Annotated in this window: 24 protein-coding genes and 1 pseudogene; 9 read left to right on the top strand and 16 right to left on the bottom strand. The window is 66.5% G+C overall.

What is annotated here, in order from left to right; translation table 11 throughout:
• From FYM52_RS08075 to FYM52_RS08035, 9 genes and pseudogenes are all read right to left on the bottom strand, one after another.
• Window positions 1-257 (bottom strand): annotated as a pseudogene (locus tag FYM52_RS08075) (protein TolA); the annotation flags it as partial.
• A gap of 38 nt (window positions 258-295) precedes the next feature.
• Window positions 296-721 carry a biopolymer transporter ExbD gene (locus FYM52_RS08070; protein WP_045266459.1) on the bottom strand — a complete coding sequence of 142 codons (426 nt, stop codon included), beginning with the start codon at window positions 719-721 and terminating at the stop codon, window positions 296-298.
• A 16-nt stretch (window positions 722-737) separates the two neighbouring features.
• On the bottom strand, window positions 738-1,448 hold the full coding sequence (gene tolQ, locus FYM52_RS08065; RefSeq protein WP_042412331.1) for a protein TolQ: 711 nt from the start codon (window positions 1,446-1,448) through the stop codon (window positions 738-740).
• A complete protein-coding gene (ybgC, locus tag FYM52_RS08060; protein WP_045266460.1) occupies window positions 1,445-1,858 on the bottom strand; it encodes a tol-pal system-associated acyl-CoA thioesterase in 414 nt (137 codons plus the stop codon). The genes tolQ and ybgC overlap by 4 nt, the downstream gene beginning before the upstream one ends.
• 24 nt (window positions 1,859-1,882) lie before the next feature.
• Window positions 1,883-3,067, bottom strand: a complete 1,185-nt coding sequence (locus tag FYM52_RS08055) for a pyridoxal phosphate-dependent aminotransferase (protein ID WP_154163716.1) — start codon at window positions 3,065-3,067, stop codon at window positions 1,883-1,885.
• Between the two features lie 89 nt (window positions 3,068-3,156).
• Window positions 3,157-3,696 carry a transcription antitermination factor NusB gene (gene nusB / locus FYM52_RS08050; RefSeq protein ID WP_043382472.1) on the bottom strand — a complete coding sequence of 180 codons (540 nt, stop codon included), beginning with the start codon at window positions 3,694-3,696 and terminating at the stop codon, window positions 3,157-3,159.
• A gap of 2 nt (window positions 3,697-3,698) precedes the next feature.
• The gene (gene ribH, locus FYM52_RS08045; protein WP_042412324.1) at window positions 3,699-4,163 is read right to left on the bottom strand and encodes a 6,7-dimethyl-8-ribityllumazine synthase; all 465 of its coding nucleotides are present in this window, start codon (window positions 4,161-4,163) and stop codon (window positions 3,699-3,701) included.
• 6 nt (window positions 4,164-4,169) lie between these two features.
• Window positions 4,170-5,291 (bottom strand): bifunctional 3,4-dihydroxy-2-butanone-4-phosphate synthase/GTP cyclohydrolase II, encoded by a 1,122-nt coding sequence (gene ribBA, locus FYM52_RS08040; RefSeq protein ID WP_043382468.1) that lies wholly within the window; start codon window positions 5,289-5,291, stop codon window positions 4,170-4,172.
• 215 nt (window positions 5,292-5,506) lie between these two features.
• Window positions 5,507-5,803 (bottom strand): 2Fe-2S iron-sulfur cluster-binding protein, encoded by a 297-nt coding sequence (locus tag FYM52_RS08035; protein WP_043382466.1) that lies wholly within the window; start codon window positions 5,801-5,803, stop codon window positions 5,507-5,509.
• A gap of 600 nt (window positions 5,804-6,403) precedes the next feature.
• Between FYM52_RS08035 and FYM52_RS08030 the strand changes: the two genes are divergently transcribed.
• The 3 genes from FYM52_RS08030 (at window position 6,404) to FYM52_RS08020 (ending at window position 10,933) form a co-directional block, all read left to right on the top strand.
• Window positions 6,404-7,324: an SDR family NAD(P)-dependent oxidoreductase gene (locus FYM52_RS08030; RefSeq protein WP_154163715.1), complete on the top strand. Its 921-nt coding sequence runs from the start codon at window positions 6,404-6,406 to the stop codon at window positions 7,322-7,324.
• A gap of 177 nt (window positions 7,325-7,501) precedes the next feature.
• On the top strand, window positions 7,502-9,031 hold the full coding sequence (gene gshA, locus FYM52_RS08025) for a glutamate--cysteine ligase (RefSeq protein WP_154163714.1): 1,530 nt from the start codon (window positions 7,502-7,504) through the stop codon (window positions 9,029-9,031).
• A gap of 279 nt (window positions 9,032-9,310) precedes the next feature.
• Entirely contained in the window at window positions 9,311-10,933 is a 1,623-nt protein-coding gene (locus FYM52_RS08020; protein WP_154163713.1) for a methyl-accepting chemotaxis protein, read from the top strand.
• A gap of 77 nt (window positions 10,934-11,010) precedes the next feature.
• On the opposite strand, the gene FYM52_RS08015 is transcribed toward FYM52_RS08020, so the two are convergent.
• Window positions 11,011-11,247 carry an SPW repeat protein gene (locus FYM52_RS08015; RefSeq protein WP_043382457.1) on the bottom strand — a complete coding sequence of 79 codons (237 nt, stop codon included), beginning with the start codon at window positions 11,245-11,247 and terminating at the stop codon, window positions 11,011-11,013.
• Between the two features lie 87 nt (window positions 11,248-11,334).
• Here FYM52_RS08015 and ylqF point away from each other — a divergent pair, with 87 nt between their 5' ends.
• Both ylqF and FYM52_RS08005 read left to right on the top strand, forming a co-directional pair.
• On the top strand, window positions 11,335-12,282 hold the full coding sequence (gene ylqF / locus FYM52_RS08010) for a ribosome biogenesis GTPase YlqF (RefSeq protein WP_231499157.1): 948 nt from the start codon (window positions 11,335-11,337) through the stop codon (window positions 12,280-12,282).
• 84 nt (window positions 12,283-12,366) lie between these two features.
• Complete coding sequence (locus FYM52_RS08005) at window positions 12,367-14,643, top strand: bifunctional diguanylate cyclase/phosphodiesterase (protein ID WP_154163712.1); 2,277 nt, start codon at window positions 12,367-12,369, stop codon at window positions 14,641-14,643.
• Here the strand turns inward: FYM52_RS08005 and FYM52_RS08000 are convergent, their stop codons facing one another.
• Complete coding sequence (locus tag FYM52_RS08000) at window positions 14,644-15,633, bottom strand: tripartite tricarboxylate transporter substrate binding protein (protein WP_154163711.1); 990 nt, start codon at window positions 15,631-15,633, stop codon at window positions 14,644-14,646. It lies immediately after the preceding gene.
• 52 nt (window positions 15,634-15,685) lie between these two features.
• A complete protein-coding gene (locus FYM52_RS07995; protein ID WP_154163710.1) occupies window positions 15,686-16,876 on the bottom strand; it encodes a M20 aminoacylase family protein in 1,191 nt (396 codons plus the stop codon).
• A 386-nt stretch (window positions 16,877-17,262) separates the two neighbouring features.
• Here FYM52_RS07995 and FYM52_RS07990 point away from each other — a divergent pair, with 386 nt between their 5' ends.
• Window positions 17,263-18,261 (top strand): DHH family phosphoesterase, encoded by a 999-nt coding sequence (locus FYM52_RS07990; protein ID WP_154163709.1) that lies wholly within the window; start codon window positions 17,263-17,265, stop codon window positions 18,259-18,261.
• Window positions 18,262-18,509: 248 nt separating this feature from the next.
• Here the strand turns inward: FYM52_RS07990 and FYM52_RS07985 are convergent, their stop codons facing one another.
• Complete coding sequence (locus tag FYM52_RS07985; protein WP_154163708.1) at window positions 18,510-19,325, bottom strand: pseudouridine synthase; 816 nt, start codon at window positions 19,323-19,325, stop codon at window positions 18,510-18,512.
• Between the two features lie 172 nt (window positions 19,326-19,497).
• On the opposite strand from FYM52_RS07985, the gene rarD reads away from it, so the two are divergent.
• Window positions 19,498-20,406 (top strand): EamA family transporter RarD, encoded by a 909-nt coding sequence (rarD, locus tag FYM52_RS07980; RefSeq protein ID WP_154163707.1) that lies wholly within the window; start codon window positions 19,498-19,500, stop codon window positions 20,404-20,406.
• 46 nt (window positions 20,407-20,452) lie between these two features.
• Here rarD and FYM52_RS07975 read toward each other — a convergent pair whose 3' ends face one another.
• The 3 genes from FYM52_RS07975 to xth are packed head-to-tail and all read right to left on the bottom strand — an operon-like array spanning window position 20,453 to window position 23,112.
• Window positions 20,453-20,953 (bottom strand): hypothetical protein, encoded by a 501-nt coding sequence (locus tag FYM52_RS07975; protein WP_154163706.1) that lies wholly within the window; start codon window positions 20,951-20,953, stop codon window positions 20,453-20,455.
• A 2-nt stretch (window positions 20,954-20,955) separates the two neighbouring features.
• On the bottom strand, window positions 20,956-22,275 hold the full coding sequence (locus FYM52_RS07970; protein WP_370513813.1) for an MFS transporter: 1,320 nt from the start codon (window positions 22,273-22,275) through the stop codon (window positions 20,956-20,958).
• 60 nt (window positions 22,276-22,335) lie between these two features.
• Window positions 22,336-23,112, bottom strand: a complete 777-nt coding sequence (gene xth / locus FYM52_RS07965; protein ID WP_154163705.1) for an exodeoxyribonuclease III — start codon at window positions 23,110-23,112, stop codon at window positions 22,336-22,338.
• A gap of 29 nt (window positions 23,113-23,141) precedes the next feature.
• On the opposite strand from xth, the gene FYM52_RS07960 reads away from it, so the two are divergent.
• Entirely contained in the window at window positions 23,142-23,498 is a 357-nt protein-coding gene (locus FYM52_RS07960; protein WP_154163704.1) for a hypothetical protein, read from the top strand.
• Window positions 23,499-23,795: 297 nt separating this feature from the next.
• On the top strand, window positions 23,796-24,386 hold the full coding sequence (locus FYM52_RS07955) for a prepilin peptidase (RefSeq protein ID WP_154163703.1): 591 nt from the start codon (window positions 23,796-23,798) through the stop codon (window positions 24,384-24,386).
• Window positions 24,387-24,418: the final 32 nt, after the last annotated feature.

The following is a 24,418-nucleotide window of genomic DNA, read 5'->3' as shown; positions in this document are numbered from 1 at the left end:
GGTTCCGGCGCTGGGGCGGGTGTGGGCGCCGGCGCAGGTGGGGGCACGACCGCGGCCGCACGTGGCGCGGCCTGCACGAAAGTGTCCGACCACAGCTCGGCCTCGACCGCGGCCTGCTCGACGGCGACCGGCGGGGTGATGTTCCAGACCAGGGCCACCAGGGGCGTGGCATGGGCCAGCAGTGCCAAGACCCAGCTGCGCAAGCGCTTGCTCGGGCGAGGTGGGGCAAAGGGGTCTTGGGCGAGGCGAGGGGACATGGAGGAATGGGGCGCGCGGGTCGGGGAAAGCCGTGTGCTTAGTTGGAGGAAGATTTGACGCCCAGTGCCACACGCACCTCGGCCGCCTGCAACTGGGCCATGGCCTGGACCACCGACTCATAGGGCAGGGTCTTGTCGGCCAGGATCTGGATGGCGGTGTGTTCGGGGTCGCTGTTTTTCCAGGAGGTGGCGATGCCCTGCAGCTCCGGCAGCGCGATCTGCTGCTCGGTGTTCTTGGTCTTGAAGATCACGCGGCCGTCCTTTTCCAGCAGGACGTAGGCGATGTTCTTGGCGGCCGGCTTGGAGGACTTGCCCGCCGTGGGGACGTCGATGTTGCCGGGCGTGAGCATGGGGGCCGTCACCATGAAGATGATGAGCAGCACCAGCATCACGTCGATGAAGGGCACCATGTTGATTTCCACCACGGTGCGGCGGCCTTTGCCGCGGGAGCTGACTGCGGGCATGGGGTGGCTCCTGCGCTCAGTAACCGGACGCGGTGGAGCTGGCGGTGGGGCCGCTCACATTGCGCTGCAGGATGTTGGAGAACTCTTCGATGAAGGTCTCGTGCACATTCGCGATGCGGTCGATGTTGTGGGCGTAGCGGTTGTAGGCGGTCACGGCGGGAATCGCGGCAAACAGGCCCATGGCGGTGGCGACCAGCGCCTCGGCGATGCCGGGGGCCACGGTGGCCAGGGTGATCTGTTCCATGCTGGCAAAGCCGGTGAAGGCGTGCATCACGCCCCAGACGGTGCCGAACAGGCCGACGTAGGGCGAGACGGAGCCGACGGTGCCCAGGAAGGCCAGACCGGATTCGACCTCGTCCATCTCGCGCTGGAGGCTGGCGCGCATGGCGCGGCGCGTGCCGTCCATCAGCGTGCCGCTGTCGTTGATGCGGCGCTCGCGCAGCTTCTTGTACTCGCGCATGCCGCTGGCGAAGATGCGTTCCATCGGGCCGCCGTGCTTGGCGTTCTGGGTGGCGCTGTTGTACAGGTCGTTCAGGCTCTGGCCCGACCAGAAGTCCTGCTCGAAGGAGTCATTGAGCTGGCGCACCTGCTTGAGCGCCTGGGCCTTGCGGAAGATGGTGGCCCAGCTGGCCACCGAGGCCACGACCAAGATCAACATGACCAATTGCACCACCCAGCTGGCCTGGATGATGAGGCTGAGGATGGACATGTCTTGGGCTGCGTTCATGAGAGTTTTTCCACGATGGAGTTCGGAATACGGGCAGGGCGCATGCTGGCGGAATCCACCCAGCCGATGCGAATGCTGCCTTCACATAACAGTTGCGGCGTGCCATCGGATGACACGGGCCGCAAAAAAGCCTGCTGGGCGATGGTGATGGAGGCCCGGCCCGCCGACTGCAGCACGGCCGTGACCTCCAACAGATCGTCCAGGCGCGCAGGCCGCAGGTAGTTCAACTCTGCCTGTGTGACGACGAACATGCCGCCGGCTTCGTCGCGCAGCTTTTGCTGCTCCACGCCCAGGTTGCGCAACCATTCGGTGCGTGCGCGCTCAAAGAACTTGAGGTAGTTGGCGTAGAAGACGATGCCGCCGGCGTCGGTGTCTTCCCAGTACACCCGGATGGGAAAGGTGAATGCCATGAAAGTTCCCCCTGTGGCCGGACTTTACGCGAACAGCCGTTGCATGCGGCGCACGGCTTCCTGCAGCTGTTCCATGGAGTTGGCCGTGGAAAAGCGCACGTAGCGGGCGGTGTCCGCGGTGCCGAAGTCGCGCCCGGGTGTGATCGCCAGGTGGGCGCGCTCCATCAGCGCATAGGCAAATTCCCAGCTGTCTTGGACGCCCAGCTTGGCGCACAGCGGCGTGCAGTCGGCCCACGCGTAGAAGGCGCCGTCGGGCATGACGTCGATGCCAAAGCCCAGCTCGCGCAGCGCGGGCAGGAAGTAGTCGCGGCGGGCCTTGAACTCGGCGCGACGGCGTTCGAACTCGGCGATGCTGTCGGGGCTGAAGCAGGCCAGGGCGGCGTGCTGGGCCACGGTGGAGGCGCAGATGAACAGGTTCTGCGCCAAGCGCTCGACCACGGGCACCATGGCCTCGGGCACGACCATCCAGCCCAGGCGCCAGCCGGTCATGTTGAAGTACTTGCTGAAGCTGTTGATGCTGATGATGTCGTCGCTGATGGCCAGGGCGCTGTGGCCGAAGGCCTCGTCGTAGGACAGGCCCAGGTAGATCTCGTCGACGATGGTGATGCCGCCCTTGGACTGCACCACCTCGTGGATGCGGCGCAGCTCGGCCGGATCGATTGAGGTGCCCGTGGGGTTGGACGGCGAGGCCAGCAGCACGCCGCGGGTTTGGGCACCCCAGTGGGTGGCCACGTGCTCGGCGCTCAGTTGGTAACGTTCGGCCGCGCCGGTGGGGATCAGCTGGGCTACGCCCTCTGCAGCGCTCACGAAGTGGCGGTTACAGGGGTAGCTGGGGTCGGGCATGAGGATTTCATCGCCCGGATTGATCAGCGCCAGACAGGCCAGTTGCAGCGCCGCCGAGGCGCCCGCCGTGACCACGATGCGCTGGGCCGGCACCTGGATGCCGAAGCGGCTGCGGTACCAGTCGCTGATGGCCTGGCGCAGTGGCTCCAGGCCCAGGGCGTTGGTGTACTGCGTGCGGCCGCTGGCGATGCTTTCTTGCGCGGCCGCCTGGACCTGGGCCGGGGCAGTGTAGTCGGGCTCGCCGATGTTCAGGAAGATCATCGGCTCGGGGCCGTGGGCCACTTCCTGGGCCAGCTGTTGGGCGGCCTTGGCCACTTCCATGACGTAGAACGGGGAGATTTTTTCGGCGCGCTTGGAAAACTTCATGGACTGGCACAGCGCGCGGGGCGCTGACAGAAAGAACAAACGGGAATCGAAAAAGGCAGCGGCCGGTGGCGCGCTGCCTGGGGCGCGTGTCAGGCGCTCTTGCCGGCCTTGTCGGCCTGGACTTCGGCGGCGCGCAGCTCTGGCGCCAGCGCGTTGAGCACGCCGTTGACGTACTTGTGGCCGTCGGTGCCACCAAATTCCTTGGCCAGCTCGATCACTTCGTTGAGCACGACGCGCCAGGGCACGTCCTGGCAGTACATCAGCTCATAGGCGCCAATCCACATGCAGGCCTGCTCGATGGGCGACAGCTCGCCCAGCTGGCGGTCCAGCTTGGGGGCGATCAGCGCGTTCAGGTCGGCTTCCAGCTTGATGCAGCCGTGCAGCAGCGCGTCGTAGTGCAGGGCGTCGGACTTGTGAAAGCCGGCCAGGTCGCGCGTGAACATGTCAATCGCGGTGGCCTCGTTGCGGCCGACGAGGTGCTGGTACAGGCCCTGCAGCGCAAATTCGCGCGAGCGGCTGCGCGCCGACTTGGAGGCGGCCTTGCGCACACCGGTGCTGGTCAGTCCGGTGCGCTTTTGGCGGGGGGGGCGGCTCTTGCCGGTCGAGGTGGGGGCGTGTTCGTCGCTCATGGTCATTTCAGTGTGCGAAGCAGGCTGGCCATTTCCACGGCCACACGTGCCGCGTCCAGGCCCTTTTCGGTCTGGCGGGCGATGGCCTGCTCCAGGTTTTCGGTGGTGATGATGGCGTTCGCGATCGGCAGCTGGTAATCCAGGCTCACGCGGGTCACGCCAGCACCCGATTCATTGGCGACCAGTTCGAAGTGGTAGGTCTCGCCACGGATGATGCAACCCAGGGCCACCAGTGCATCGTAGCCGCCACGCTCGGCCATGGCCTGTAGGGCGGCAGGCACTTCGAGGGCGCCGGGCACGACGACGTGGGTGATGGCATCGGTCTGCACGCCCAGGGCCAGCAGTTCCTGGTGGCAGGCTTCGGCCAGGGCCTGGGTGATGCCTTCGTTCCAGCGCGCCTGGACGATGCCGATGCGCAGTCCTTGGCCATTCAGTTGTGCGGCCGTGCCTTTGTCTGCATGCAGCATGTTGTCTTATTCCTTGGTGATGTAGCCAGTGATTTCCAGGCCATAGCCGGCCATGCTGGGCATGCGGCGGGGCTGGCCCAGCAGTTGCATCTTGTGCACGCCCATCTCGCGCAGGATCTGTGCTCCGATGCCGTAGGTGCGCAGGTCCATGCGACCGCGCTCGGGCGCCTGGGACGCGCGGGCCTTGCCCTCGAACTGGGCCAGCAACTGGTCTGCGCTTTCGCCGCAGTTCAGCAGCACGACCACGCCCTGGCCACGGTGGTGGATGTAGTCCAGGCTGGTGTCCAGGCTCCAGGAGTGCATGGAGCGCTGGACTTCCAGCGCATCCAGCACCGACAGCGGCTCGTGCACGCGCACGGCGACTTCGTCGGCTTCGCTCCATTGGCCCTTGACCAGGGCGATGTGCACGGACTGGCTGGGTTTGTCCTGGAAGACGTGGGCGGTGAATGTGCCCCAGTGGGTCTGCAGCTGGCGCGATCCCACCTGCTGCAGCAGCGATTCGGTGCGGCTGCGGTACTGGATCAGGTCGGCAATGGTGCCGATCTTCAGGCCGTGTTCGGCGGCGAACAGCTGCAGGTCGGGCAGGCGGGCCATGGTGCCATCGTCCTTCATGATCTCGCAGATCACGGACGAGGGGCTGCAGCCGGCCATTGCGGCCAGGTCGCAACCGGCTTCGGTGTGGCCGGCGCGGATCAGCACGCCGCCATCGACGGCCTGCAGCGGGAAGATGTGACCGGGTTGCACCAGGTCGCTGGGCTGGGCCTGCTTGGCCACGGCCGCCTGCACGGTGCGGGCGCGGTCGGCGGCCGAGATGCCGGTGGTCACGCCCTCGGCGGCCTCGATCGACACCGTGAAGGCCGTGCTGTAAACGGTGCCATTGCGGGCGGCCATGGGCGGCAGCTTCAGGAATTCGCAGCGCTCACGGGTCAGGGTCAGGCAGATCAGGCCCCGGCCGTACTTGGCCATGAAGTTGATGGCTTCGGGCGTGACGTGGTCGGATGCCAGGACCAGATCCCCCTCGTTCTCGCGGTCTTCTTCATCCACCAGAATGACCATGCGCCCGGCGCGCATGTCGGCAACGATGTCTTCCACCGGCGAAATTTGCACGGGGTTGAGGGGGGTGTTCATGGAGTGGGTTCCTTGGATGACCTGTCGGGTTGCCGGCAGCACTGCCTTTGATCGGGGCTCCCGCCCTGCATGCAGGGGCCTGCATGCTTCCAAAGAACATGTGCGTACGGGTTCCGTCGCTGCAAAGCCAAGCGCCGGATGGTGCTCGGTCCTGTTGAAAGCAGGCATTTTAGTGCTTTGTGGCCTGCCTGCCAGGATTGGGTGGGTGCAAGGCCTCAGTTTTCGGGGTCTTGCAAGGTGACATCGCCGTCCGGGTAGGCCACGCAGGGCAGCACGCAACCCTCGGCCTTTTCCTCGGCGGTCAGGCCGGGCCAGTCGATCTTGTAATGCACGGACCCTGCGGTGAGGGTGCCCAGGCAGGTGCGGCAGGTTCCGTTGCGGCAGGAGCTGGGCCAGTTCAGCCCCCCCATTTCGATGGAGTCCAGCAGGGTCTGGTCGGCCCAGGCATCGCACTGCTGCCCGCTGGGCTCCAGCTTGGCGGTAAAAAGTTCGGGGGTCAGGGGTGCATTCATGTCGGAAAAGGTCCAGGCCTGTCGGGGATCAACCCGAAATTGTCGCTGGTTAAGTCGGTTGTGACACTCGTTGGGGTTTGCGTAAAAAATAGGCAACGAACTGCTTGTCCTTGCAGATCAAGTACTTGTGCGAGGGCTGTGGGCTTTGGGGGTACTTATCCACATGGTTGTTCAGTCAAATTGGGGGCAACTGGTGCGGATTGCGGGGCGTTCCACCGCGGCAGAGCTGGATCGGATCCAGCTTGTGCAAGCTGTCTATTTTTTGTTCAATGCACTGAATGTTGTTGTGAATCAAAGGTTTGAATTGGTTTTGAAAGGGAATTCGAAAACTTATCAACAGGATTGTTCAGGGTATTTGGGGGCAAATTTCCGGAGTTTCTAAGCATGTGATTAAAAAATGAGCAATTAATGAAAACTATTGCAAAACAAGCACTTAATCGACTTGTTGGCCGGCATCCCAAGTTTGTCCACATGCTTGTGCGGTCCTGCCGTGGATAAGCTGGCGCAGGCTGCCAGTCACCTGCGTGAATGCCGCCCGTGGCCGGTGTGCGTACAGTCGGACGCAGCAGATGCAAGCCATTACAACAGGAGAGACAGCACATGCAATCTTTGTCGTTTGAAGGTCAGGTTGCCATCGTCACGGGCGCGGGCGGTGGTTTGGGGCGTGAGCACGCACTGGCGCTGGCGCGCCGTGGTGCCAAGGTGCTGGTCAATGACCTGGGCGGGGCTGTGGATGGCTCCGGCGGTTCCGTGTCGGCGGCGCAGGCCGTGGTCGATGAAATCAAGGCCCTGGGCGGCGAGGCCATGGCCAACGGTGCTTCGGTGACCGACTGGGTGGCTGTGCAGGCCATGGTGCAGCAGGCGGTCGATGCCTGGGGGCGTGTGGACATCCTGGTCAACAACGCCGGCATCCTGCGCGACAAGAGCTTTGCCAAGATGGACATGGACGATTTCCGCCTGGTGGTGGAGGTGCACCTGATGGGTGCGGCCCATTGCTGCAAGGCCGTGTGGCCGCACATGCAGGCGCAGAACTATGGCCGCATCGTGATGACGACCTCGTCGTCCGGCCTGTATGGCAATTTCGGCCAGAGCAACTATGGCGCGGCCAAGATGGCCCAGGTGGGCTTGATGCAGACCCTGGCCATCGAAGGGGCCAAGTACGGCATCCACGTCAATGCGCTGGCGCCGACGGCCGCCACCCGCATGACCGAAGGCCTGATGTCGGCCGAGGTGCTGGCCGCCCTCCAGCCCGAGGCGGTGGTGCCGGCCATGCTGGTGCTGGCGCACGCGTCGGCCCCCACCCGCACCATCCTGTGTGCCGGGGCCGGCAGCTTTGAGGCCGCCCACATCACCCTGACCGAAGGCATCCACGTCGGCCTGGGCGCGCAGGCCCCCGAGCTGCTGGCCGAACAGCTGGCGCAGGTCTGCGACCGCCACAACGAACAGGTGCCGCAAAGTGGCTCGGCCCAGGGCACGCTGGAGGTCGGCAAGGCCCTCGCCGCGCGCGCGGCCACGCCCTGAGCGGGCGCCCCTAGCGGTTAGAAAGTCAGCGTGCAATCACGCGCCCCGGGCGGCACAGCCGCCGCGTGGTTATGGCCCTGGGGAGCATCGGAGCGCCAGCCTTGTCTCTATCATCACTGTGCACGGGGGCCGCATGCTAAGGTGGCTCCGTTTCCTGCACCCTAATCGCAGACAAGAATGAATCCAACACCCAAGTCGCTCCCCCTTCCCGCAGCCGAACGTCTGGCAGGCATACGCCGCGGTATTGAAAAAGAGGGCTTGCGCGTGTTGCCATCCGGTCACCTGGCCCTGACGCCGCATCCGGCGGCGCTGGGCTCGGCCCTGACCCACCCGCACATCACCACCGATTACAGCGAGTCGCAGCTGGAGCTGATCACCGGCGCCCGCCTGGGGGTGGATGAATGCCTGCAGGAGCTGCAGCACATCCACCAGTACACGCTGCGCAGCATGGCCGCCGTGGGTGAGGAGATGATCTGGGCCTCCAGCATGCCCTGCCACCTGCCCACCGACGAGACCATTCCGCTGGGCCGCTACGGCTCCTCGCACTCGGGGCGCTCCAAGAGCGTGTACCGCATGGGCCTGGGCCACCGCTATGGCCGCCGCATGCAGACCATTTCGGGCATCCACTACAACTGGTCGCTGCCCGGCGTTAGCAGCGAAGACTATTTCGCGCTGATCCGCAATTTCCGCCGCCATGCCTTTGTGCTGCTGTACCTGTTTGGCGCTTCGCCGGCGCTCAGCCCTTGCTTCGTCGAGGGGCGCGAGCACCGCCTGCAGCCGCTGGGCGAGGGCTGCAAGGCCCTGTACCTGCCGCATGCCACGTCGCTGCGCATGGGGCGCCTGGGCTACCAGAGCGACGCACAGGCCTCCATCAACGTCAGCTACAACGGCCTGGAAGGCTATGCCAACTCGCTGCACCAGGCGCTGACCCAGCCCTATCCGGCCTACGAACAGCTGGGCATCCGCAACCCCGGCGGCGATTACAACCAGCTGGGCACCAGCCTGCTGCAGATCGAGAACGAGTTCTACGGCACCATCCGCCCCAAGCGCACCACGCGCAGCGGCGAGCGCCCCCTGCATGCGCTGCGCGAACGCGGCGTGGAGTATGTGGAAGTGCGCCTGATGGACCTGGACCCGTTCGATCCCCTGGGCATCAACACCTCCACCATGCGCATGCTGGATGTGTTTTTGTTGCACTGCCTGCTGACCGACAGCCCGCCCGATTCGCCCGAGGAGATCGTCCAGCTCAAGCACAACCAGCACCTGGCGGCCGAGCGCGGGCGCGAGCCCGGGCTGCAGCTGCTGCGCGGGCAGGACCGCGTGGCCCTGGTCGACTGGGCCGCCCAGGTGCTGCAGGAGTGCGCGCCCATGGCGGCGGCGCTGGACGCCACCCACGCCACCACGGCCTACAGCGATGCCCTGGCCCAGGCCCGGCAGCGCGTGGCCCAGCCGCAGACCACGCCGTCCGCACGGGTGCTGGACGACATGCGCCGTCTGCATGGCAACAGCTTCGAGCAGTTCGGCCTGACCCAGTCGCTGTGGGCCCGCGAGCACCTGCTGGGCCTGCCCTGGAGCGAAGCCCAGCAGGCACAGTTTGCGCAGTTCGCACAAACTTCGGTGCAGGCGCAGCAGGCCATTGAGGCGGCCGACACCGGCACCTTCGAGGAATGGCGCCAGCGCTACATGGACCCCGCGGCGCTGGGCTGAAGCCCAGGGTGGGCACCATCGCCCACCTCAAAAACATGAGCTGTCCGCGCTGGTGTTCAGTGGTCTTGAAGATGCAACATCTTTGAAACCTTGTGTACATCAGCGCCGGCAGCTCTTGTTTTTGGTGACTGCAGATGACCGAGCGCCGGGCGTGGTGTCATTGCACTGTCACAGTGTTGACATTTTGTAGCACTAGATTGCGGCCAACCCTTGGAGATGTTGGCCGCCATGTCGCTTGTTGTTCGCTCTGTCCCTTCCCATGCCACACCTGTGCGGGAAATGGTGTCTGCCCCCAGCACCGTCAACCCGAAGCAGCCGGCACCTGCCCATCCCCGTGCACCGTCGGACCGCGGGGTCCTGCGCCACTGGCCGGTGGCGGTGAAGATCGCCGTGGTGTTCGGCGGCCTGCTGCTGTGCGGTGTGTTGGTGGCCGGCGGCTTGATCGCCTACCTGCAGCAGGTCGAGCGCGACGCCGCCGCCAGCCTGCAGGTGCACGATGCCCAGCTGGCCCAGGCCCAGCAATGGCAGGCGCTGACACAAAAGGGCGTGGAAACCGCGCTGGCCAGCGTGCTCTCGTCCGAAGAGGCCGTGATCGCCAGCTTCGCCGCCAAGGCGCGCGACTACTTGGCGCAGGCCGAGGCCCTGACCCAGGTGATGGAGCTGCAGGGCGTGCTAGGCCAGCAGGTGCAGGCGCAAGGCCAGCAGCTGGCCCAGAGCTATGCCGAGACCTTCCGCGCCCGCGACCTGGGCATGGCCTGGGAGGCCGAGAAGCTGGTGCAGGAATCCCTGCAGCCCGCGGCCCAGGCCTACCTGGCCACGCAAGATCAGTGGCTGGACCACCTGCAGCAGCTGCGCCAGACGGCGCAGGACGCCGCCGCCGCGGTGCGCCAGCAGGCCCAGCTGTGGGCCCTGTCGGTCTATGCGGTGCTGCTGGTGGTGGGGGTGCTGATTTCGGTGGCTATCACCCGCTCCATCACCCAGCCGCTGGCGCAGGCCGTGGCCCTGGCCGAAGCGATCGCCCACGGCGACCTGACCGAGCAGGTGGCCGACAGCCGCCGCGACGAGATGGGCAGCCTGCTGCGGGCCTTCGACCGCATGGGCGCGCACCTGCACGGCGTGGTCGCCCAGGTGCGCCACGGCGTGGGCCATGTCTCGCAAACCGCCAGCAATCTGGCCCAGGGCAATGCCAAGCTGGCGCAGCGCACCCAGCACACCGATGCGCAGTTGCAGCTGGCGGTCACCGGCATCGAACAGATCAGCCAGCAACTCAATGACGCCGTGGCCGATGCCGGCCAGGCGCACCAGCTGTCCGCCTCGGCCGCGCAATCGGCCAGCGACGGCGGGGCGGTGGTGCAGCAGGTGGTGCAGAACATGGACCAGTTGCGCGCGCAAAGCGCCGAGATCGCCGCCATCACCGGGGTCATCGACAGCATCGCCTTCCAGACCAACATCCTGGCGCTGAATGCCTCGGTCGAGGCGGCGCGCGCCGGCGAGCAGGGGCGCGGCTTTGCCGTGGTGGCCGAGGAGGTGCGCGCCCTGGCGCTGCGCAGCGCCGATGCGGCGCGCCGCATCAAGGCCTTGATCACCCACTCGCTGGAACAGATGGAAAACGGCGCCGGCCTGGCCCAGGACGCCGGCCAGCGCATGCAGCGCATCGTGCAGGATGTGCAGCATGTCAGCAGCCTGGTGGGCGGCATCACCCACAAGGCGCAGGAGCAGAGCGCCGGCATTGCCCAGCTGCACCAGGCCATGGTGGCGCTGGACGGCATGACCCAGGAGAACGCCCGCCTGGTGCAGGCCAGCAACCAGGCTGCGGCCGACCTGCACGACCAGGCCGGTTACCTGGAGCAGCAGGTGGCGGTGTTCAAGCTGCAGTCACAGGATGCAGCTTTGATAGCGTAAAGAGCATGCGCAGCAAGCGCTAGGCTGCTTTTTGATGCACAGTGAGCGCCGGGCTGGGGCCTTTGCCGGCCCGGGCCTCAGTCGCGCTTGTCCTTGAGGCGCTGCTTGGCGTACTGGCCCATGAAGGCCAGGCCCAGCACCAGCGAGAACCAGGCCGGAATCTGGGCGTGCGTGAACAGGTCGCGCGTCGGGCTGCTGCCCATAAAGTGCGGGGCGATGATGAGGATCAGGCCGATCAGCGCCAGGATCACACCACGCACCAGCATGTCGTTGTTCAAGGGGCTGCGGGAAGGGGCGGGGCGTTGGGAGGGCATGGCAAAGTGGCGATGACGGGATGACAGCTTGCGATTATCCTTGCGGCCCCAAGTCCCCCCACAACTAGAACAGAGAAAGCCCTTGCCATGCAGATGATCCAGTGGTTCCCCGGTCACATGCACCTCACCCGCAAGCTCATCGAGGAGCGCGTCAAAGACATCGACGTGGTGATCGAGGTGCTGGATGCGCGCATCCCCGGCTCCAGCTTCAATCCCCTGCTGCAAGAACTCACGGGCCACAAGCCGCGCATGAAGCTGCTGAACAAGCAGGACGTGGCCGATCCCGTGCAGACCCAGGCTTGGCTGGACTGGTACAACGCCCAGCCCGAAACCCGCGCCATCGCCATGGATGCCGAGGAAGTGGCGCCCGCGCGCCGCCTGGTGGAGACCTGCCGCCAGCTGGCGCCCAACCGTGGCGGCATGGCCAAGCCCATGCGCGTGCTGATCTGCGGCGTGCCCAACGTGGGCAAGTCCACCCTGATCAACACCATGACTGGCAAGAAGCAGGCCAAGGCCGCCGACGAGGCCGGTGTGACCAAGGACGAGCAGCGCATCGTGCTGGACCACGACTTCTACCTGTGGGACACGCCCGGCATGCTGTGGCCGCGCATCTCCATCGCGCAAAGCGGCTTCAACCTGGCGGCCTCGGGTTCGGTGGGGCGCAACGCCTACGACGAGGAGCTGGTGGCGCTGGAGCTGTTGCTGTACCTGCAAAAGCACTATCCGCAGAACCTGGAAGACCGCTTCAAGCTGGGGCTGGGGGTGGAAAAAATCCAGGCCCTGCACGACGACGAGCTGCTGGAAGCCATCGGCCGCAAGCGTGGCTGCGTGATGAGCGGCGGCCGGGTGAACCTGCAAAAGGCCGCCGAGATCGTGATCACCGACTATCGCACCCATGTGCTGGGCCGTATCACCCTGGAAACGCCGGCCGAGTTCGAGCAATGGGCCGCCGTGGCCGCCGTGGCCGATGCCGAGCGCCAGGCCAAGAAGGATGCGCTGGCGCAGTCGCGCAAAAAGGGCCGCAAGCCGCGTTAAGGCAAGCCCTTCGCCTACGCGCCGGGGGCGCTGGCCTGTGGATGCTCGGGGGGATTGTCCCCAGCCGCCGTCTGCCCACGCCCCATGCTGTCCCGCACCTTCCCGCGCCTTGCTCCGCCGCCCGAAGCGAATGCGCGCTTTGCCGTGGTGGTGGTGGCGCTGTGGTTCTGGATACTGGGCTGGGGCGTGGCGGCCCTCTCGGGCCCCGGGGGCAACGGCTGGTGGCTGTGCCTGGCGGCCGGCCCCATCGCCTGGGTGGCCCTGCTGATCGGTTGGCGCCTGCGCTGGCGGCTGGCGGCCCAGTGGCTGCTGCTGGCTGCGCTCAGCGTGGTCTGCCTTCTGGCCTGGCAAGGCGCTTTCTTTGGCACCAGCACCGTGCTGGTGCTGGCCGTGCTGGTGGTGTTTGCCGGTTGGTCCATGGGGATTGCCGAAGCCGCCCTGGTGGCCGTGGTTGTGGTGCTGCTGGGCGGCGGTCTGGCCTACCAGGGGCGCGCGCACTGGGAGCAGGTGCTCATCGCTGGCTATGTGATGCTGTTCCTGCTGTGGGTCACCTTTCGCATGCTGCACAGCTATTCGGCGCAGATGCTGCAGTTGCGGCATTCGCTGGACGAGCTGGGACGCCACAAGCAGCAGTTGGGCGTGCTGTTCCAGGCGGTGGAGCAAAGCCAGGACAGCGTGCTGATCGTTGACCTGCAAGACCGGCTGGTTTACGCCAACCAGGCGTTTGAAGAGCATTCCGGCCTGCAGCGCAGCGCCATCGTTGGTCAGACCTCGCTGGCCCAGGCGGGCCTGGGTCCGCAGGAGCGCATGCAGGTGCAGGACGCCGTGCAGCGCGGCCAGGTCTGGCAGGGCGTGGTGAACAGCCGTCGCCAGGATGGCGTGCAGGTCACGGAAAGCGTGCGCATCGCCCCGGTGACCGACCCGGATGGGGATCTGAGCCACCTGCTGGAAATCCGCCAGGACATCTCCGAACTGCTGGAGGCCGAGCGCCGCATCCGCCACCTGCAGCATGTGGATGCGGTCACGCAACTGCCCAATCGCAAGGCCCTGCTGCAGCGGCTGGACATGCTGCTGCAGCAGCAACCGGCCAGTCGCAGCGACGGTACAGCGCAGGAGTGCCATGCGCTGCTGCTGCTCGAGATCGACCGCTTCCAGAAGTTCATCGACGCGCGCGGCAGCCAGTGGTCGGATGCGCTGCTGCAGGCCTTCGTGGCGCGGCTGCAGTCGCTGCTGCCGCCCAGTGCACGGCTGGCGCGCACCTCGGCCAGCCAGTTTGCGGTGATTCTGGAGCGCGTGGGCAAGACGCGCCAGGGCGCGCGCATGCACAGCTATGCCGTGGCGGAAGAGCTGCAGCAGGGCTTGGGCACCATCGTCTGCCTGCAGGAGGTGCCGGAAACCGTGCAGCTGTCGTGCAGCGCCGGGTTCAGCGTCTTCCCGTTTGTGGAGCCGGGGCTCCAGGCCGACGCCGGGGACCATGTGCTGCGCCGGGCCAGCGTGGCCTTGTCACAGGCCCGCCACCAGGGCGGGGGGCAGGTGCATGCCTATTCCGAGGCCCTGGCCGCCACCGCCCAACGGCGCATTGAACTGGAGAAAGGCCTGCACGTGGCGCTGCAAGAGGGCCAGTTGCAGCTGTTCGTGCAGCCCCAGGTCGACATGATGGGGCGGGTGGTCAGCGTGGAGGCGCTGGTGCGCTGGCAGCACCCGGTCAACGGCATGGTCGACCCCGCGGAGTTCATTCCGGTGGCCGAGGACACCGGGCTGGTGGTGCCGATGGGCGATTGGGTGCTGGAGCAGACCTGCCGGCTGCTGAACGACCCGCGGGTGCAGCAAGGCGGCTACCGCGTCTCGGTGAATGTCAGTGCGGTCCAGTTCCAGCAGGCCGGGTTTGTGCGCAAGCTGCAGGAGCTGATCCAGCGCACGGGGGTGGATGCCAGCCGGCTGACTCTGGAGGTGACCGAAAGCCTGCTGCTGCAGGAGGTGGAGCAGGCCATCCAGAAGATGGTGAGCCTGCGCGCCCTGGGGGTGCATTTCGCCCTGGACGACTTCGGTACCGGGTATTCGTCCCTGGCCTACCTGATGCGGCTGCCGATCCAGGAGATCAAGCTGGACCAGACCTTCATCCACGACCTGACGCCGCAGTCGCATGGCGCCGTGCTGGTGGAGGCGCTGCTGATGGTGGCCAAGGGGCGCGCGCTGCGCGTGGTGGCCGAGGGCGTGGAGCACAAGGCCCAGGCCCAACTGCTGCAGGCCTGGGAGCCCGGCATCCTGTGCCAGGGCTACCTGTTCAGCCGCCCGCTGCCGGCGTTGGAATGGCTGCAGGCGCCCGACCTGAGCGGGCCACAGGCCTTGCGCACCTGGTGATCACTGCGCCTGGATGCCGGCCTGCTCGATCACCACGCCGTTGAGCGCATAGTCCTTGCGGATCAGGGTGCCGAAGGCCTCGGCCGACAGCGGCAGGGGCACGTTGTCCAACTGCAGCAGGCGCTGGCGCATGTCCTGGCTGCGCAGCAGCTGGTTGATGGCGGCATTCAGGTGTGCCACCACCGCCGCCTCGGTGCCCTTGGGGGCGTAGAAGCCGAACAGCGAGGTGAGGTTGGCCTTGTCCCAGCCCAGTTCGCCCAGCGTGGGCAGCTGCGGAAAACTGGCGGCCCGCTGCGGCCCTGTGGTGGCCAGCACGCGCAGCTTGCCCTGGGCGATCAGGGCATTGATGGGGCCGAAGGGGTTGGCCAGCAGCAGGTCGAACTGTGCCCCGGCCGCGTCGGTGATGAGCTGGCTGCCGCCCTTGTAGGGCACGTGCACGAAGCGGCCACCCGTGGCGCGGATCAATTGCTCCACCATGATGTGGCCCAGCGTGCCGTAGCCCGAGGTGGCCACGCTGACGCCCTGGGTGGTTTTGGCCTGGCGCAGCACGTCCTCGAAGCGCTGGGCCTGCAGGGCGCGGGTGGCCATCACGTACACCGGCGCGTACATCACGCTGGCCACCGGCAGAATGTCGGTCAGCGGGTCGTAGGCCACCTTCATCAGGTAGGGGTTGAGCGTCAGCGGGCTGATGGCGCCAAACGCCAGCGTGTGCTGGTCGTGGGCCTTGGCCAGCTCGGCCATGCCGATGGTGGCGCCGGCCCCGGGCTTGTTGTCCACCACCACGGGCTGGCCCAGGGTCCTGGCCAGGCGCTCGCCGAACAGGCGCGCCACCACATCGTTCACCCCGCCGGCCGGGTAGGGCACGATCAGCCGCAGGGGCTGGGTGGGCCACGGTGCGGCGATGGCGGTGCCGGCTGGCAGGGCCGCCAGGCTGGCGCCGGCCAGCAGCAGCTGGCGGCGGGTGAGGGGGAGGTCGTGGCTCGTGGGCATCGTGGGCTTTCCCCATAAAAAACCGCGCCAGGGCGCGGTGGGTGGGGGGCGCTCAGCGCGGCTGCGCGAACCAGCGGCGTGCCAGCTGGTCCCAGAAGCGGGCGCCCAGCTCGATGTTGTCGTCGTTGAAGTCGTAGCCCGGGTTGTGCAGGCCGACGCCGGGCTGGCCGTTCGGGCCGTTGCCGATCCAGCCATAGGCGCCGGGCACTTGCTCCAGCATGAAGCCGAAGTCCTCGGCCGTCATCGCGGGGGCGATGTCGGGGAAGGTGTTGTCGGCGCCGACCATCTCCTGCATCACCTCGGCCATGAAGCGGGCCTCGTTGGCGGTGTTGGTGGTGTTGGGGTAGCCGGGCTTGTGGATGTAGGTGGCCTCGCACAGGTGGGCCGCGGCCACATGGTGGGCGATGCGCTGCAGGCCCTCGGTCATGTAGTCCTGGGTGGCCTGGCTCAGCGTGCGCACGGTGCCGTAGATGGCGGCCTCGTCCGGGATGATGTTCTCCACGGTGCCCGACTCGATCTTGCCAATGGTCAGCACGGCGCTGTCCAGCGGGTCGACGCCGCGCGACACCAGGGTCTGCAGCTGGCTGACGATGGCGCAGGCGACAGGGATGGGGTCCAGCGTCTTGTGGGGCATGGCCGCGTGGCCACCCTTGCCGCGCACGCGGATTTCAAAGCGCATGGTCGAGGCCATGATGGGGCCGACGCGCACGGCCATCTGGCCCTGGGGCAGCGAGGGCCAGTTGTGCAGGGCGAACACGGCATCGCAGGGAAATTGCTGGAACAGACCGTCGTCCATCATCGCCTTGGCACCGGCGCCACCTTCTTCGGCGGGCTGGAAGATCAGGTGCACGGTGCCATCGAAGGCCGGGTTCTTGGCCATCAGGGTGGCGGCACCCAGCAGCATGGTGGTGTGGCCGTCGTGGCCGCAGGCGTGCATCTTGCCGGGCACGCAGCTGGCGTGGGCGGCGCCCGTGGCTTCGGTCACGGGCAGGGCGTCCATGTCGGCGCGGATGCCGATGGTGCGGCCGGGGTTGTCCTTGGAGCGGCCGTGGCCGTAGATGCTGGCGACCACGCCAGTCTGGCCCAGGCCGCGGTGCACGGGCAGGCCCAGCGCCTGGAGGAAGGCCGCAACCTTGTCGGCCGTGCGGTGCTCTTCGTAGCGCAGCTCAGGGTTCGCGTGCAGGTCGTGGCGGAAGCTGAGCAGTTGTCCCAGATAGGGGGCGATGTCGTTGACGTTGTTCATCAGACTTGGTGGCTGGCGTTGGGGCTCAAAGCCAGTCACTGAAACAGTGATGCAAGCATTATGTGGGGTCGCCCGCAGGCTGTCTGCGGGCCTGGAATGTAATCAACCATGGTTTGTCGGTGCTTTGTTGACGCCGTGGAATGTTTAAGTGCTTGATGTCAAAGGATTTTGTGCGCAACGTGTGGCGATTTCAGGCATGAATTGGCGAAATTGAATCATTCCAAAATTGCATTGATCGCGGTCTGTCAATACCGCTCAGGGTATGTCCTGGGCCGCGGCGCCGGGCTGCCGGCCGGGGTCACACCAGCCGAGGCCAGTGCACGGTGGCAGTGGATCTGGGGCCGGGCTGTGCGCCGGTCGCGCGCTGCGGCGACAATCGGGCCCACATGAAAAATACCATCCTCCCCCTGCAACTGCTGGTGCGTCCTTCGCTGCAAGATGACGTGCGCCCCCTGATCCTCTACCACGGCCGCCGCTGCCCGGACGGCTATGGCGCGGCCCTGGCGGCCTGGCTGTACTACGGGGACCAGGCCGAATTCCGCGGTCTGGACCATGGTGAGATCCAGACCGCCGAGGACCTGGGCGACCTGGACGGGCGCGCCGTGTACGTGGTGGACTTCGCGTTCGAGCCTGCGCTGATGGCGCAGATCGAGGCCAAGGTCAGCAAGCTGGTGGTGCTGGACCACCACAAGAGCGCGGCCGAGAAACTGACCGGCTACCAGTGCCGCTGTGGGGTGGTGCACTTCGACATGAACAAGTCCGGCGCGCGCCTGGCCTGGGAGTTCTTCCACCCCGACAAGCCCGTGCCCGGCCTGATCCGCTACATCGAGGACCGCGACATCTGGAAGTGGGAATTCGCCGAGAGCGCGCCCTTCCTGGCGGCGCTGGACATGGAAGAGCGCAGCTTTGCCCGCTGGGCCGAGATTGCCGCCTTCACGCCCGAGATGGAAGCGGCCTTCATGGCGCGCGGTGGTGCCATGGACGAGAAGTTCCAGAGCCTGTGCGCCGAGATCGCCTCGGGCGCGCAAGTGCTGGTGTTCAACGGCTTCCAGGGCCTGATGGTCAACAGCCCCGGTGTCTTCCACAGCCAGGTGGGCGACCTGCTGGCCAAGCAAAGCGGCAGCTTCGCGCTGATGTGGCACGCCGGCCCCAAGGGCGTGAAGGTGGGCCTGCGTTCGCGCTCGGACTTCAACTGCATCCCGCTGGCCGAAAGCTTTGGCGGCGGCGGCCATGCCCAGGCCTGCGGTTTCAAGATGGACAACACGCGCCTGCTGGACCTGCTGTCGACCGAGCTCAAGGCCGACCCGGACGCCAGCTACCCGCTGGTGCCCGCGCCGCTGCTGGAGTTTGACGAAGACGGCAAGTGGATCAAGCCCAAGAAGTGAGCACGGCACACCGGCTGGCGCCGGCCACGCGGCCCTGCGTGCAAGGCCTGGGGCCGGGCGGGCGTGCCTTGCTTGACCGCTGCGCGCCCCCGGTCGGCCGTCGGTGGCACCCTTGCCCGGTGCGGAACGTGCAGGGCAGGGTTGTGCTGCGGCTTTGCTAAAACAGTAGCTGCTAGCGCACGCCAAACAAGGACTTCAGATGGTTATCCATCTGAAGTCCTTTGTTTTTGTGCGCAGACTGCTCTTGTTTAATCGGCGCGCAGGGGCAGCACCAGGCCGCAGCTGTCCGGCAGGCCGTGGGCCGTGGCCTGCCAGCCGGGCAGGGCCAGCAGCTGCTGCCATTGCTGCACCTCGGGCACATGGCCCAGCTGGCGCCAGTCGGCACAAAAGCGCAGGGGCGCACCGGTGCGCGGGTGGGGCAGCTCCAGCGCATGCGCGTGCAGCCACAGGCGCTGCAGGCCGATGCGGGCGGCCCACCAGCGGTTCAGCGCGCCCTTGCCGTGCGTGGCGTCGCCGATGATGGGGTGGGATTCGTGCTTCAGGTGGCGGCGGATCTGGTGGCGCCGGCCCGTCTTGGGCAGGGCTTCGACCAGGGAGATGCGCGTGCTGGGGTGGCGCGGGTCGTAGGCCTCGGGCCAGTCCAGCGTGGCCAGGCCGCGCAAGGTGGTCTGTGCGGCCTGCGCAGGGGCGTCTTCCGGGGCATCGTCGGGCTTGAGGGCGTAGTCCACCTCGACCAGCTCGGGGCACCAGCCGCGCGCCAGCGCCAGGTAGTGCTTGCGCGCCGTGTGGTCCATGAAGGCGGCGGCCAGCCGGCGGCAGGCTTCCTGGTTCAGCGCAAACACCAGCACGCCGCAGGTGCCCTGGTCCAGGCGGTGCACGGGCCAGACATGCTGGCCGATCTGGTCGCGCAGGCTTTGCAGCACAAAGCGCGTTTCATGGCGCGCCAGCGCCGTGCGGTGCACCAGCCAGCCGGCGGGCTTGTAGACCACGACCATGTCCTCGTCCTGCCAGAGGATCTCCAGCGGGTGGGTGTAGCAGGGGCGGGGCAGGGTCGGTTCGGTCATGCGGGGCGGTCGAAAGCGCAAAGCGGGCCAGTGTAGTGGCGGCGTGCCTGGCGTGTGCGGGTTTGGGCGAATACGAGGGCGGGGCGCGGTGATTTGGCCGAGAATCACCAGTTTGGTGCATGCCACAGGGGCCGGGCGCCGGAACATTTTCAGAACAAGGGCAGGGGCGCAGATGGTGCAGGGTGTGTTGGCTTCGATCGTGGCCTCGTGCATTTTTGGCGGCATTTACTACCTGGTGCCTGCGCTGCAGCCGCTGGATGGCGAGCAGATCTTTGGCTGGCGCCTGCTGATGGCCCTGCCGTTCACCACCGCGTGGCTGCTGTACAGCGGCCAGCTGGGCGGGGTGCTGGCGATTGCGCAGCGCGTGCGCGCGCAGTGGACGCTGGGTCTGTTGCTGCTGCTGTCGTCGGCGCTGGCGGGCGTGCAGCTGTGGCTGTTCATGTGGGCCCCGCTGCACGGCCACGCGCTGTCGGTGTCGCTGGGCTACTTCCTGCTGCCGCTGGCCATGGTGCTGGCCGGGCGCCTGGTGTTTGGCGAGCGGCTGAGCCGCCTGCAACTGGCCGCCACGGTGCTGGCCGCCTGCGGCATGGCCTGGGAGCTGCTGCGCGTCGGCGGCCTGGCCTGGCCGACCTGGGTGGTGGTGCTGGGCTATCCGGGCTATTTCGTGCTGCGCCGCAAGCTGCACACCAACACCCTGGCCGGGCACTGGCTGGACGTGCTGCTGCTGACCCCCGTGTGCCTGTGGCTGGCGCTGCGCGTGCTGCCGCAGGGCATCAGCGGCTGGAGCGCCATCCAGGGCGAGCCGGCGCTGCACCTGCTGGTGCCGCTGCTGGGCGTGCTCAGCGCCGTGGCGCTGGCCTTGTACATGGCGGCCAGCCGCCTGCTGCCGCTGGGCCTGTTCGGCCTGCTGTCGTATGTGGAGCCGCTGCTGCTGGTGGTGGCCGCCCTGCTGATGGGCGAGCGCATCCAGCCCGGCCAGGAGCCCATGTACGCCCTGATCGGTGCCGGCGTGCTGCTGCTGGCGCTGGAGGGCGGGCTGCAGGTGCGCCGCCCGCAAGGCGTGGCCGCCACTGCGGGTTGAACAGCCTTAAAAACCGCTGTAGCGCGCTTCTGGATTGCGCTGGTAGCTATGGTTTTTGTGCCGCATCGGCCGGTGCCGCGGCCGCCAGGCTGAGCGCGCATTTCTGCGCCAGCGCCTGCAGATAGCCTTCGGCAAAGAAAACGTGCTGGTAGCTGCTGGTCTCGAACAGGCGCAGCGGCTGCTGGTCCGGCCCGCGCACCAGGGTGTCGCCGTGCTGCAGCGTGGCGTAGTAGTCGCCGCTGCCCGCATCGCGGTGCAAGGCAAAGCGCGCGCCGCGCAGGTTGAGCACCAGGTTGTGGCTGGCGCGCTGGTCGATGACCTGCATGGTGCAGGGGTCCTGCGGGTCCAGAAACTCCCAGTCGTCGCCGAGCACGGCAATGCGCGACAGCTGGTTCAGGGCATCGGCGATCTGGTTGGAGCTGGCGCTGTCCAGGTGCAGCACCGTGTCGGTGGTGGGATAGCCGCCCAGGCGTTCTTGGAAATCACTGCAGGCCAGCAGGCCCAGGCTGCAGGCGCTCCAGGCCAGCCAACGGTAGACAGGGGGCATGGTCAGGGCTGGGCAGTTGGGGTGGTGGTCACGGCGGCGACGGGCGGGCTGGGCGGCGGGGCGGCATCTTCCAGCCGGTCCACCTGGCGCAGGCTGGGGAAGCGCTGCATCCACGCCGCCACCACGCCCAGGGTGCACAGGCTGCCCACAATCGCCGCCGGTACGGCGCCCAGCGCGGCCGCCATGGAGCCTGCGCGGAATTCCCCCAGCTCGTTGCTGGAGCTGATGAACAGCATGTTGACCGCGTTCACACGCCCGCGCATGGTGTCCGGCGTCGAGAACTGCACCAGGGCCGAGCGGATGTAGACGCTGACCATGTCGGCCGCCCCGGCCACGGCCAGCATGGCCATGGACAGCCAAAACCAGTGCGACAGCGCAAACGCCAGGTTTGCCAGCCCGAACACGGCCACGGCGGCAAACATCACCTTGCCCACATGGCGCTGGATGGGGCGGTTGCTGAGCCACAGACCCATCAGGATCTCGCCGCCGGCCATGGACGAGCGCAGCAGGCCCAGGCCTTCGGGGCCGGTGTGCAGCACCTCCTTGGCGTAGACGGGCAGCAGGGCGATCACCCCACCCAGCAGCACGGCGAACAGGTCCAGAGAGATGGTGCCCAGCACGATGGGGCGGCTGCGGATGAAGTGGAAACCATCCGTGGCGCGTTGCCACATCGAGCCCTCCAGCGCCTGGCGCGGCGCGGCGTAGCGCACAGGCACCCGCCACAGCAGCAGCACCCCGGCGGCCAGGGCCAGTGCGCAGACGGCATAGGTCAGCACGCCGCCGCCCAGGCCGTACAGCACGCCGCCCAGCACGGGGGCGGCAATGGCGGCGGTGCGCATCAGCATGCTGTTGGTGGCCAGGGCCTGGGCCAGGTGCTCGCGCGGCACGATCTGCGGCAGCAGGCTTTGCATGGCGGGGCCGGTGAAAGCGCGGCTGCAGCCAAACAGCACCAGTACGGCGTAGATGCCGCCCACCCCGTGCGCACCCAGAGTGCTGAGCCACAACAGCAGCATGGCGCAGACGCTTGCCACAGCCCAGCTGGCGCCCAGCATGCGCTTGCGGCTGATGCGGTCGGCCAGATCGCCGGCCGGGATCAGCAGCAGCAGCATGGGCAGGAACTGGGCCAGCCCGACGTAGGCCAGGGAGATGGGCTCGCGCGTGATGTCATACACCTGCCAGGCCACGACGACGGCCTGCATCTGCTGGGCAAACACCCCCAGCATGCGGGCGGTCAGAAAGGGCAGGAAGCCGGGCTGCTGCAGGGCGGCGTTGTGGAGCGGAAGAGGGCGGGACACGGTGGAACAGGGGCTGGGAGGGGACACAGTGCGGCACCATCGCCGCGCAAAAAAAGCCGCTGGTGGTCAGCGGCTTGGGGGGAGGGGCTAGCCCAGGGTGACGACCACGGGGGCGTGGTCGCTGGGTTGCTTGTTCTTGCGGGGGCTGCGGTCCACCACGCAGGCGGTGGTGAGGGCCTTGAGGGCCGGACTGACCAGGATGTGGTCAATGCGCAGGCCCCGGTTCTTCTGGAAGCCCAGCATGCGGTAGTCCCACCATGAAAAGCTCTTTTCAGGTTGTTCGAACATGCGGAAGGCATCGGTCAGGCCCAGGTCCAGCAGGCGCTGGAAATGCGCGCGTTCCTCGGGCGTGTGGTGGATGGTGCCGCGCAGGCCTTCGGGGTCGTAGGAGTCGCGGTCTTCGGGCGCGACGTTGAAGTCGCCCACCAGGACCAGCTGTGGGTGCTGCGCCATCTCGGCCTGCACAAAGGCTTCCAGTGCGGCCAGCCAGCGCAGCTTGTAGGCGAACTTGTCGGAATCCGGGGCCTGGCCGTTGACGAAGTAGCAGTTGATCAGGCGCACAGGGCCTTGCGGGGTCTGCAGCGTGGCGGCGATCACGCGGGCCTGTTCATCGTCCAGGCCGGGGATGTTGCGCACCACATCCTGCATGGGGTGGCGACTCAGGATGGCGACGCCGTTGTAGGTCTTCTGGCCGTGGCAGACGGCCTGGTAGCCGGCAGCCTCCAGTTCCATGAAGGGGAACTTGTCGTCCGTGAGCTTGAGCTCCTGTAGACCGATCGCATCCACGGGGTTGGCCTGCAGCCAGTCGAGCAACTGGGGCAGACGCACGTTCAGGGAGTTGATGTTCCAGGTGGCAAGTTTCATTTTTCTGGGAACCCTTTGGCACGCAAAAGGTGGAAGTTCTGGACGGGGTGGGCCAGGGGCCTGACACCGTCACACAGTCTAGGTGGCGTGTTTCCTATCGTATCAGCCGTCCAGAAGCCTTGGCGCAGGCCGCTGATCGCACGGCTGCTGTAAAAACCGAAGTCGAAACAATAAAAATCACTATCTGTCGGCTTTGGTTGTCATCGTTGTTTAATTTTGATTTTGTTGGCGCCTCTCTCGCGCGCAACCGTGGGCGTTGTGATGTCCGCAACGGTCCATTTCTGGGCCAGAAGCCCGACTGCCTGCGTGTCCCAGGCCTGTGGGTCAGCAAGAAAAAGTTTGCTTTGAATCAATTTGAAGTTGGTGATCACTATCCAAATTTGTGAGCATTGAAGTGGCTTGGATTAAAGATTTCCAGCGGTGCTTCGGTCATTCCGCCTACAGCCAAGTAATGGGCCGGCATCACAAAGCACAGGATTTTGCTGACACAACGGATATTGATCAAAAAAATCAATGGAAATAGGATTAAGCAAACCGAATTTAAATGTTTATAGATTTTTTCTATTTATAGGCGCTTGAATCCGGCGGGCTCAGCACACAGGCCTGCAGCGCAACCGAGACGCCGAATGGGGGCGGCGATGCAGGCGGTGGCCGAGGTTCAAGGACACACCTGGAGATGGGTCATGGAGCTTTCCGAACTCCGCGCTGCCACCGAACTGGTGGTCATGCTGTTCACCGAACCCCGGTCGCTGATTTTGCTGCTGCTGTTGCTCGCAGCCACCCTCTGTGACCTGCGCACCCAGCGCATTCCCAATGTCCTGACGTTTGGCGGCACCACCGTGGCCTTGCTGTATGGCCTGGCCTCGCCGGTCCACCATGGTGGCGGTCTGGGCGGGGCGCTGGGCGGGCTGGCGCTGGGTCTGGTGCTCATGCTGCCGCTGTACCTGCTGCGCGCCATGGGCGCCGGTGACGTCAAGCTGATGGCCATGGTCGGGGCCTTCTTGGGTCCTGAAGCCACCTGGCAGGCCGTGATCTTTGTCTTCATCGCCGGCGGTCTGGCCGCGCTGGCCTACGCCCTGTGGCATGGCGTGATCGGCCAGTTGCTGCGCAACACGGTGCAGGCCGTGGAGGCGGTGGTCGGCAGTGTGGCCGCCGGCATCCGTCCCGATGCCCGGGCCAGCACGGCGCCCTCGGTCGGTCGATTGCCGTATGGCGTCAGCATCGCCCTGGGCACCTTCGCATTCCTGGTGGCCCGGCAATTCACCTGGGTCTAGGCATCCACACAGGCCAACACTACGCCATCGCA

Origin of the sequence: Comamonas sp. CAH-2 (genome assembly GCF_009668305.1) — a bacterium.
Classification (GTDB): Bacteria; Pseudomonadota; Gammaproteobacteria; order Burkholderiales; family Burkholderiaceae_C; genus Comamonas; species Comamonas aquatica.
This window is presented reverse-complemented; position numbering and strand designations above follow the sequence as displayed.

What these genes read in the sequence shown, in the direction of transcription:
- rarD (WP_154163707.1), top strand. Translation starts at nt 19,498, where the DNA reads ATGGTGCAGGGTGTGTTGGCTTCGATCGTGGCCTCGTGCATTTTTGGC.
- xth (WP_154163705.1), bottom strand. Translation starts at nt 23,112, where the DNA reads ATGAAACTTGCCACCTGGAACATCAACTCCCTGAACGTGCGTCTGCCC.
- tolQ (WP_042412331.1), bottom strand. Translation starts at nt 1,448, where the DNA reads ATGAACGCAGCCCAAGACATGTCCATCCTCAGCCTCATCATCCAGGCC.
- ylqF (WP_231499157.1), top strand. Translation starts at nt 11,335, where the DNA reads ATGCAGATGATCCAGTGGTTCCCCGGTCACATGCACCTCACCCGCAAG.
- FYM52_RS07995 (WP_154163710.1), bottom strand. Translation starts at nt 16,876, where the DNA reads ATGAACAACGTCAACGACATCGCCCCCTATCTGGGACAACTGCTCAGC.
- FYM52_RS08020 (WP_154163713.1), top strand. Translation starts at nt 9,311, where the DNA reads ATGGTGTCTGCCCCCAGCACCGTCAACCCGAAGCAGCCGGCACCTGCC.
- gshA (WP_154163714.1), top strand. Translation starts at nt 7,502, where the DNA reads ATGAATCCAACACCCAAGTCGCTCCCCCTTCCCGCAGCCGAACGTCTG.
- FYM52_RS08005 (WP_154163712.1), top strand. Translation starts at nt 12,367, where the DNA reads ATGCTGTCCCGCACCTTCCCGCGCCTTGCTCCGCCGCCCGAAGCGAAT.
- ribBA (WP_043382468.1), bottom strand. Translation starts at nt 5,291, where the DNA reads ATGAACACCCCCCTCAACCCCGTGCAAATTTCGCCGGTGGAAGACATC.
- FYM52_RS07955 (WP_154163703.1), top strand. Translation starts at nt 23,796, where the DNA reads ATGGAGCTTTCCGAACTCCGCGCTGCCACCGAACTGGTGGTCATGCTG.
- ybgC (WP_045266460.1), bottom strand. Translation starts at nt 1,858, where the DNA reads ATGGCATTCACCTTTCCCATCCGGGTGTACTGGGAAGACACCGACGCC.
- FYM52_RS08070 (WP_045266459.1), bottom strand. Translation starts at nt 721, where the DNA reads ATGCCCGCAGTCAGCTCCCGCGGCAAAGGCCGCCGCACCGTGGTGGAA.
- ribH (WP_042412324.1), bottom strand. Translation starts at nt 4,163, where the DNA reads ATGCTGCATGCAGACAAAGGCACGGCCGCACAACTGAATGGCCAAGGA.
- FYM52_RS07975 (WP_154163706.1), bottom strand. Translation starts at nt 20,953, where the DNA reads ATGCCCCCTGTCTACCGTTGGCTGGCCTGGAGCGCCTGCAGCCTGGGC.
- FYM52_RS07990 (WP_154163709.1), top strand. Translation starts at nt 17,263, where the DNA reads ATGAAAAATACCATCCTCCCCCTGCAACTGCTGGTGCGTCCTTCGCTG.
- FYM52_RS08000 (WP_154163711.1), bottom strand. Translation starts at nt 15,633, where the DNA reads ATGCCCACGAGCCACGACCTCCCCCTCACCCGCCGCCAGCTGCTGCTG.
- FYM52_RS08015 (WP_043382457.1), bottom strand. Translation starts at nt 11,247, where the DNA reads ATGCCCTCCCAACGCCCCGCCCCTTCCCGCAGCCCCTTGAACAACGAC.
- FYM52_RS08030 (WP_154163715.1), top strand. Translation starts at nt 6,404, where the DNA reads ATGCAATCTTTGTCGTTTGAAGGTCAGGTTGCCATCGTCACGGGCGCG.
- FYM52_RS08055 (WP_154163716.1), bottom strand. Translation starts at nt 3,067, where the DNA reads ATGAAGTTTTCCAAGCGCGCCGAAAAAATCTCCCCGTTCTACGTCATG.
- FYM52_RS08035 (WP_043382466.1), bottom strand. Translation starts at nt 5,803, where the DNA reads ATGAATGCACCCCTGACCCCCGAACTTTTTACCGCCAAGCTGGAGCCC.
- FYM52_RS07985 (WP_154163708.1), bottom strand. Translation starts at nt 19,325, where the DNA reads ATGACCGAACCGACCCTGCCCCGCCCCTGCTACACCCACCCGCTGGAG.
- nusB (WP_043382472.1), bottom strand. Translation starts at nt 3,696, where the DNA reads ATGAGCGACGAACACGCCCCCACCTCGACCGGCAAGAGCCGCCCCCCC.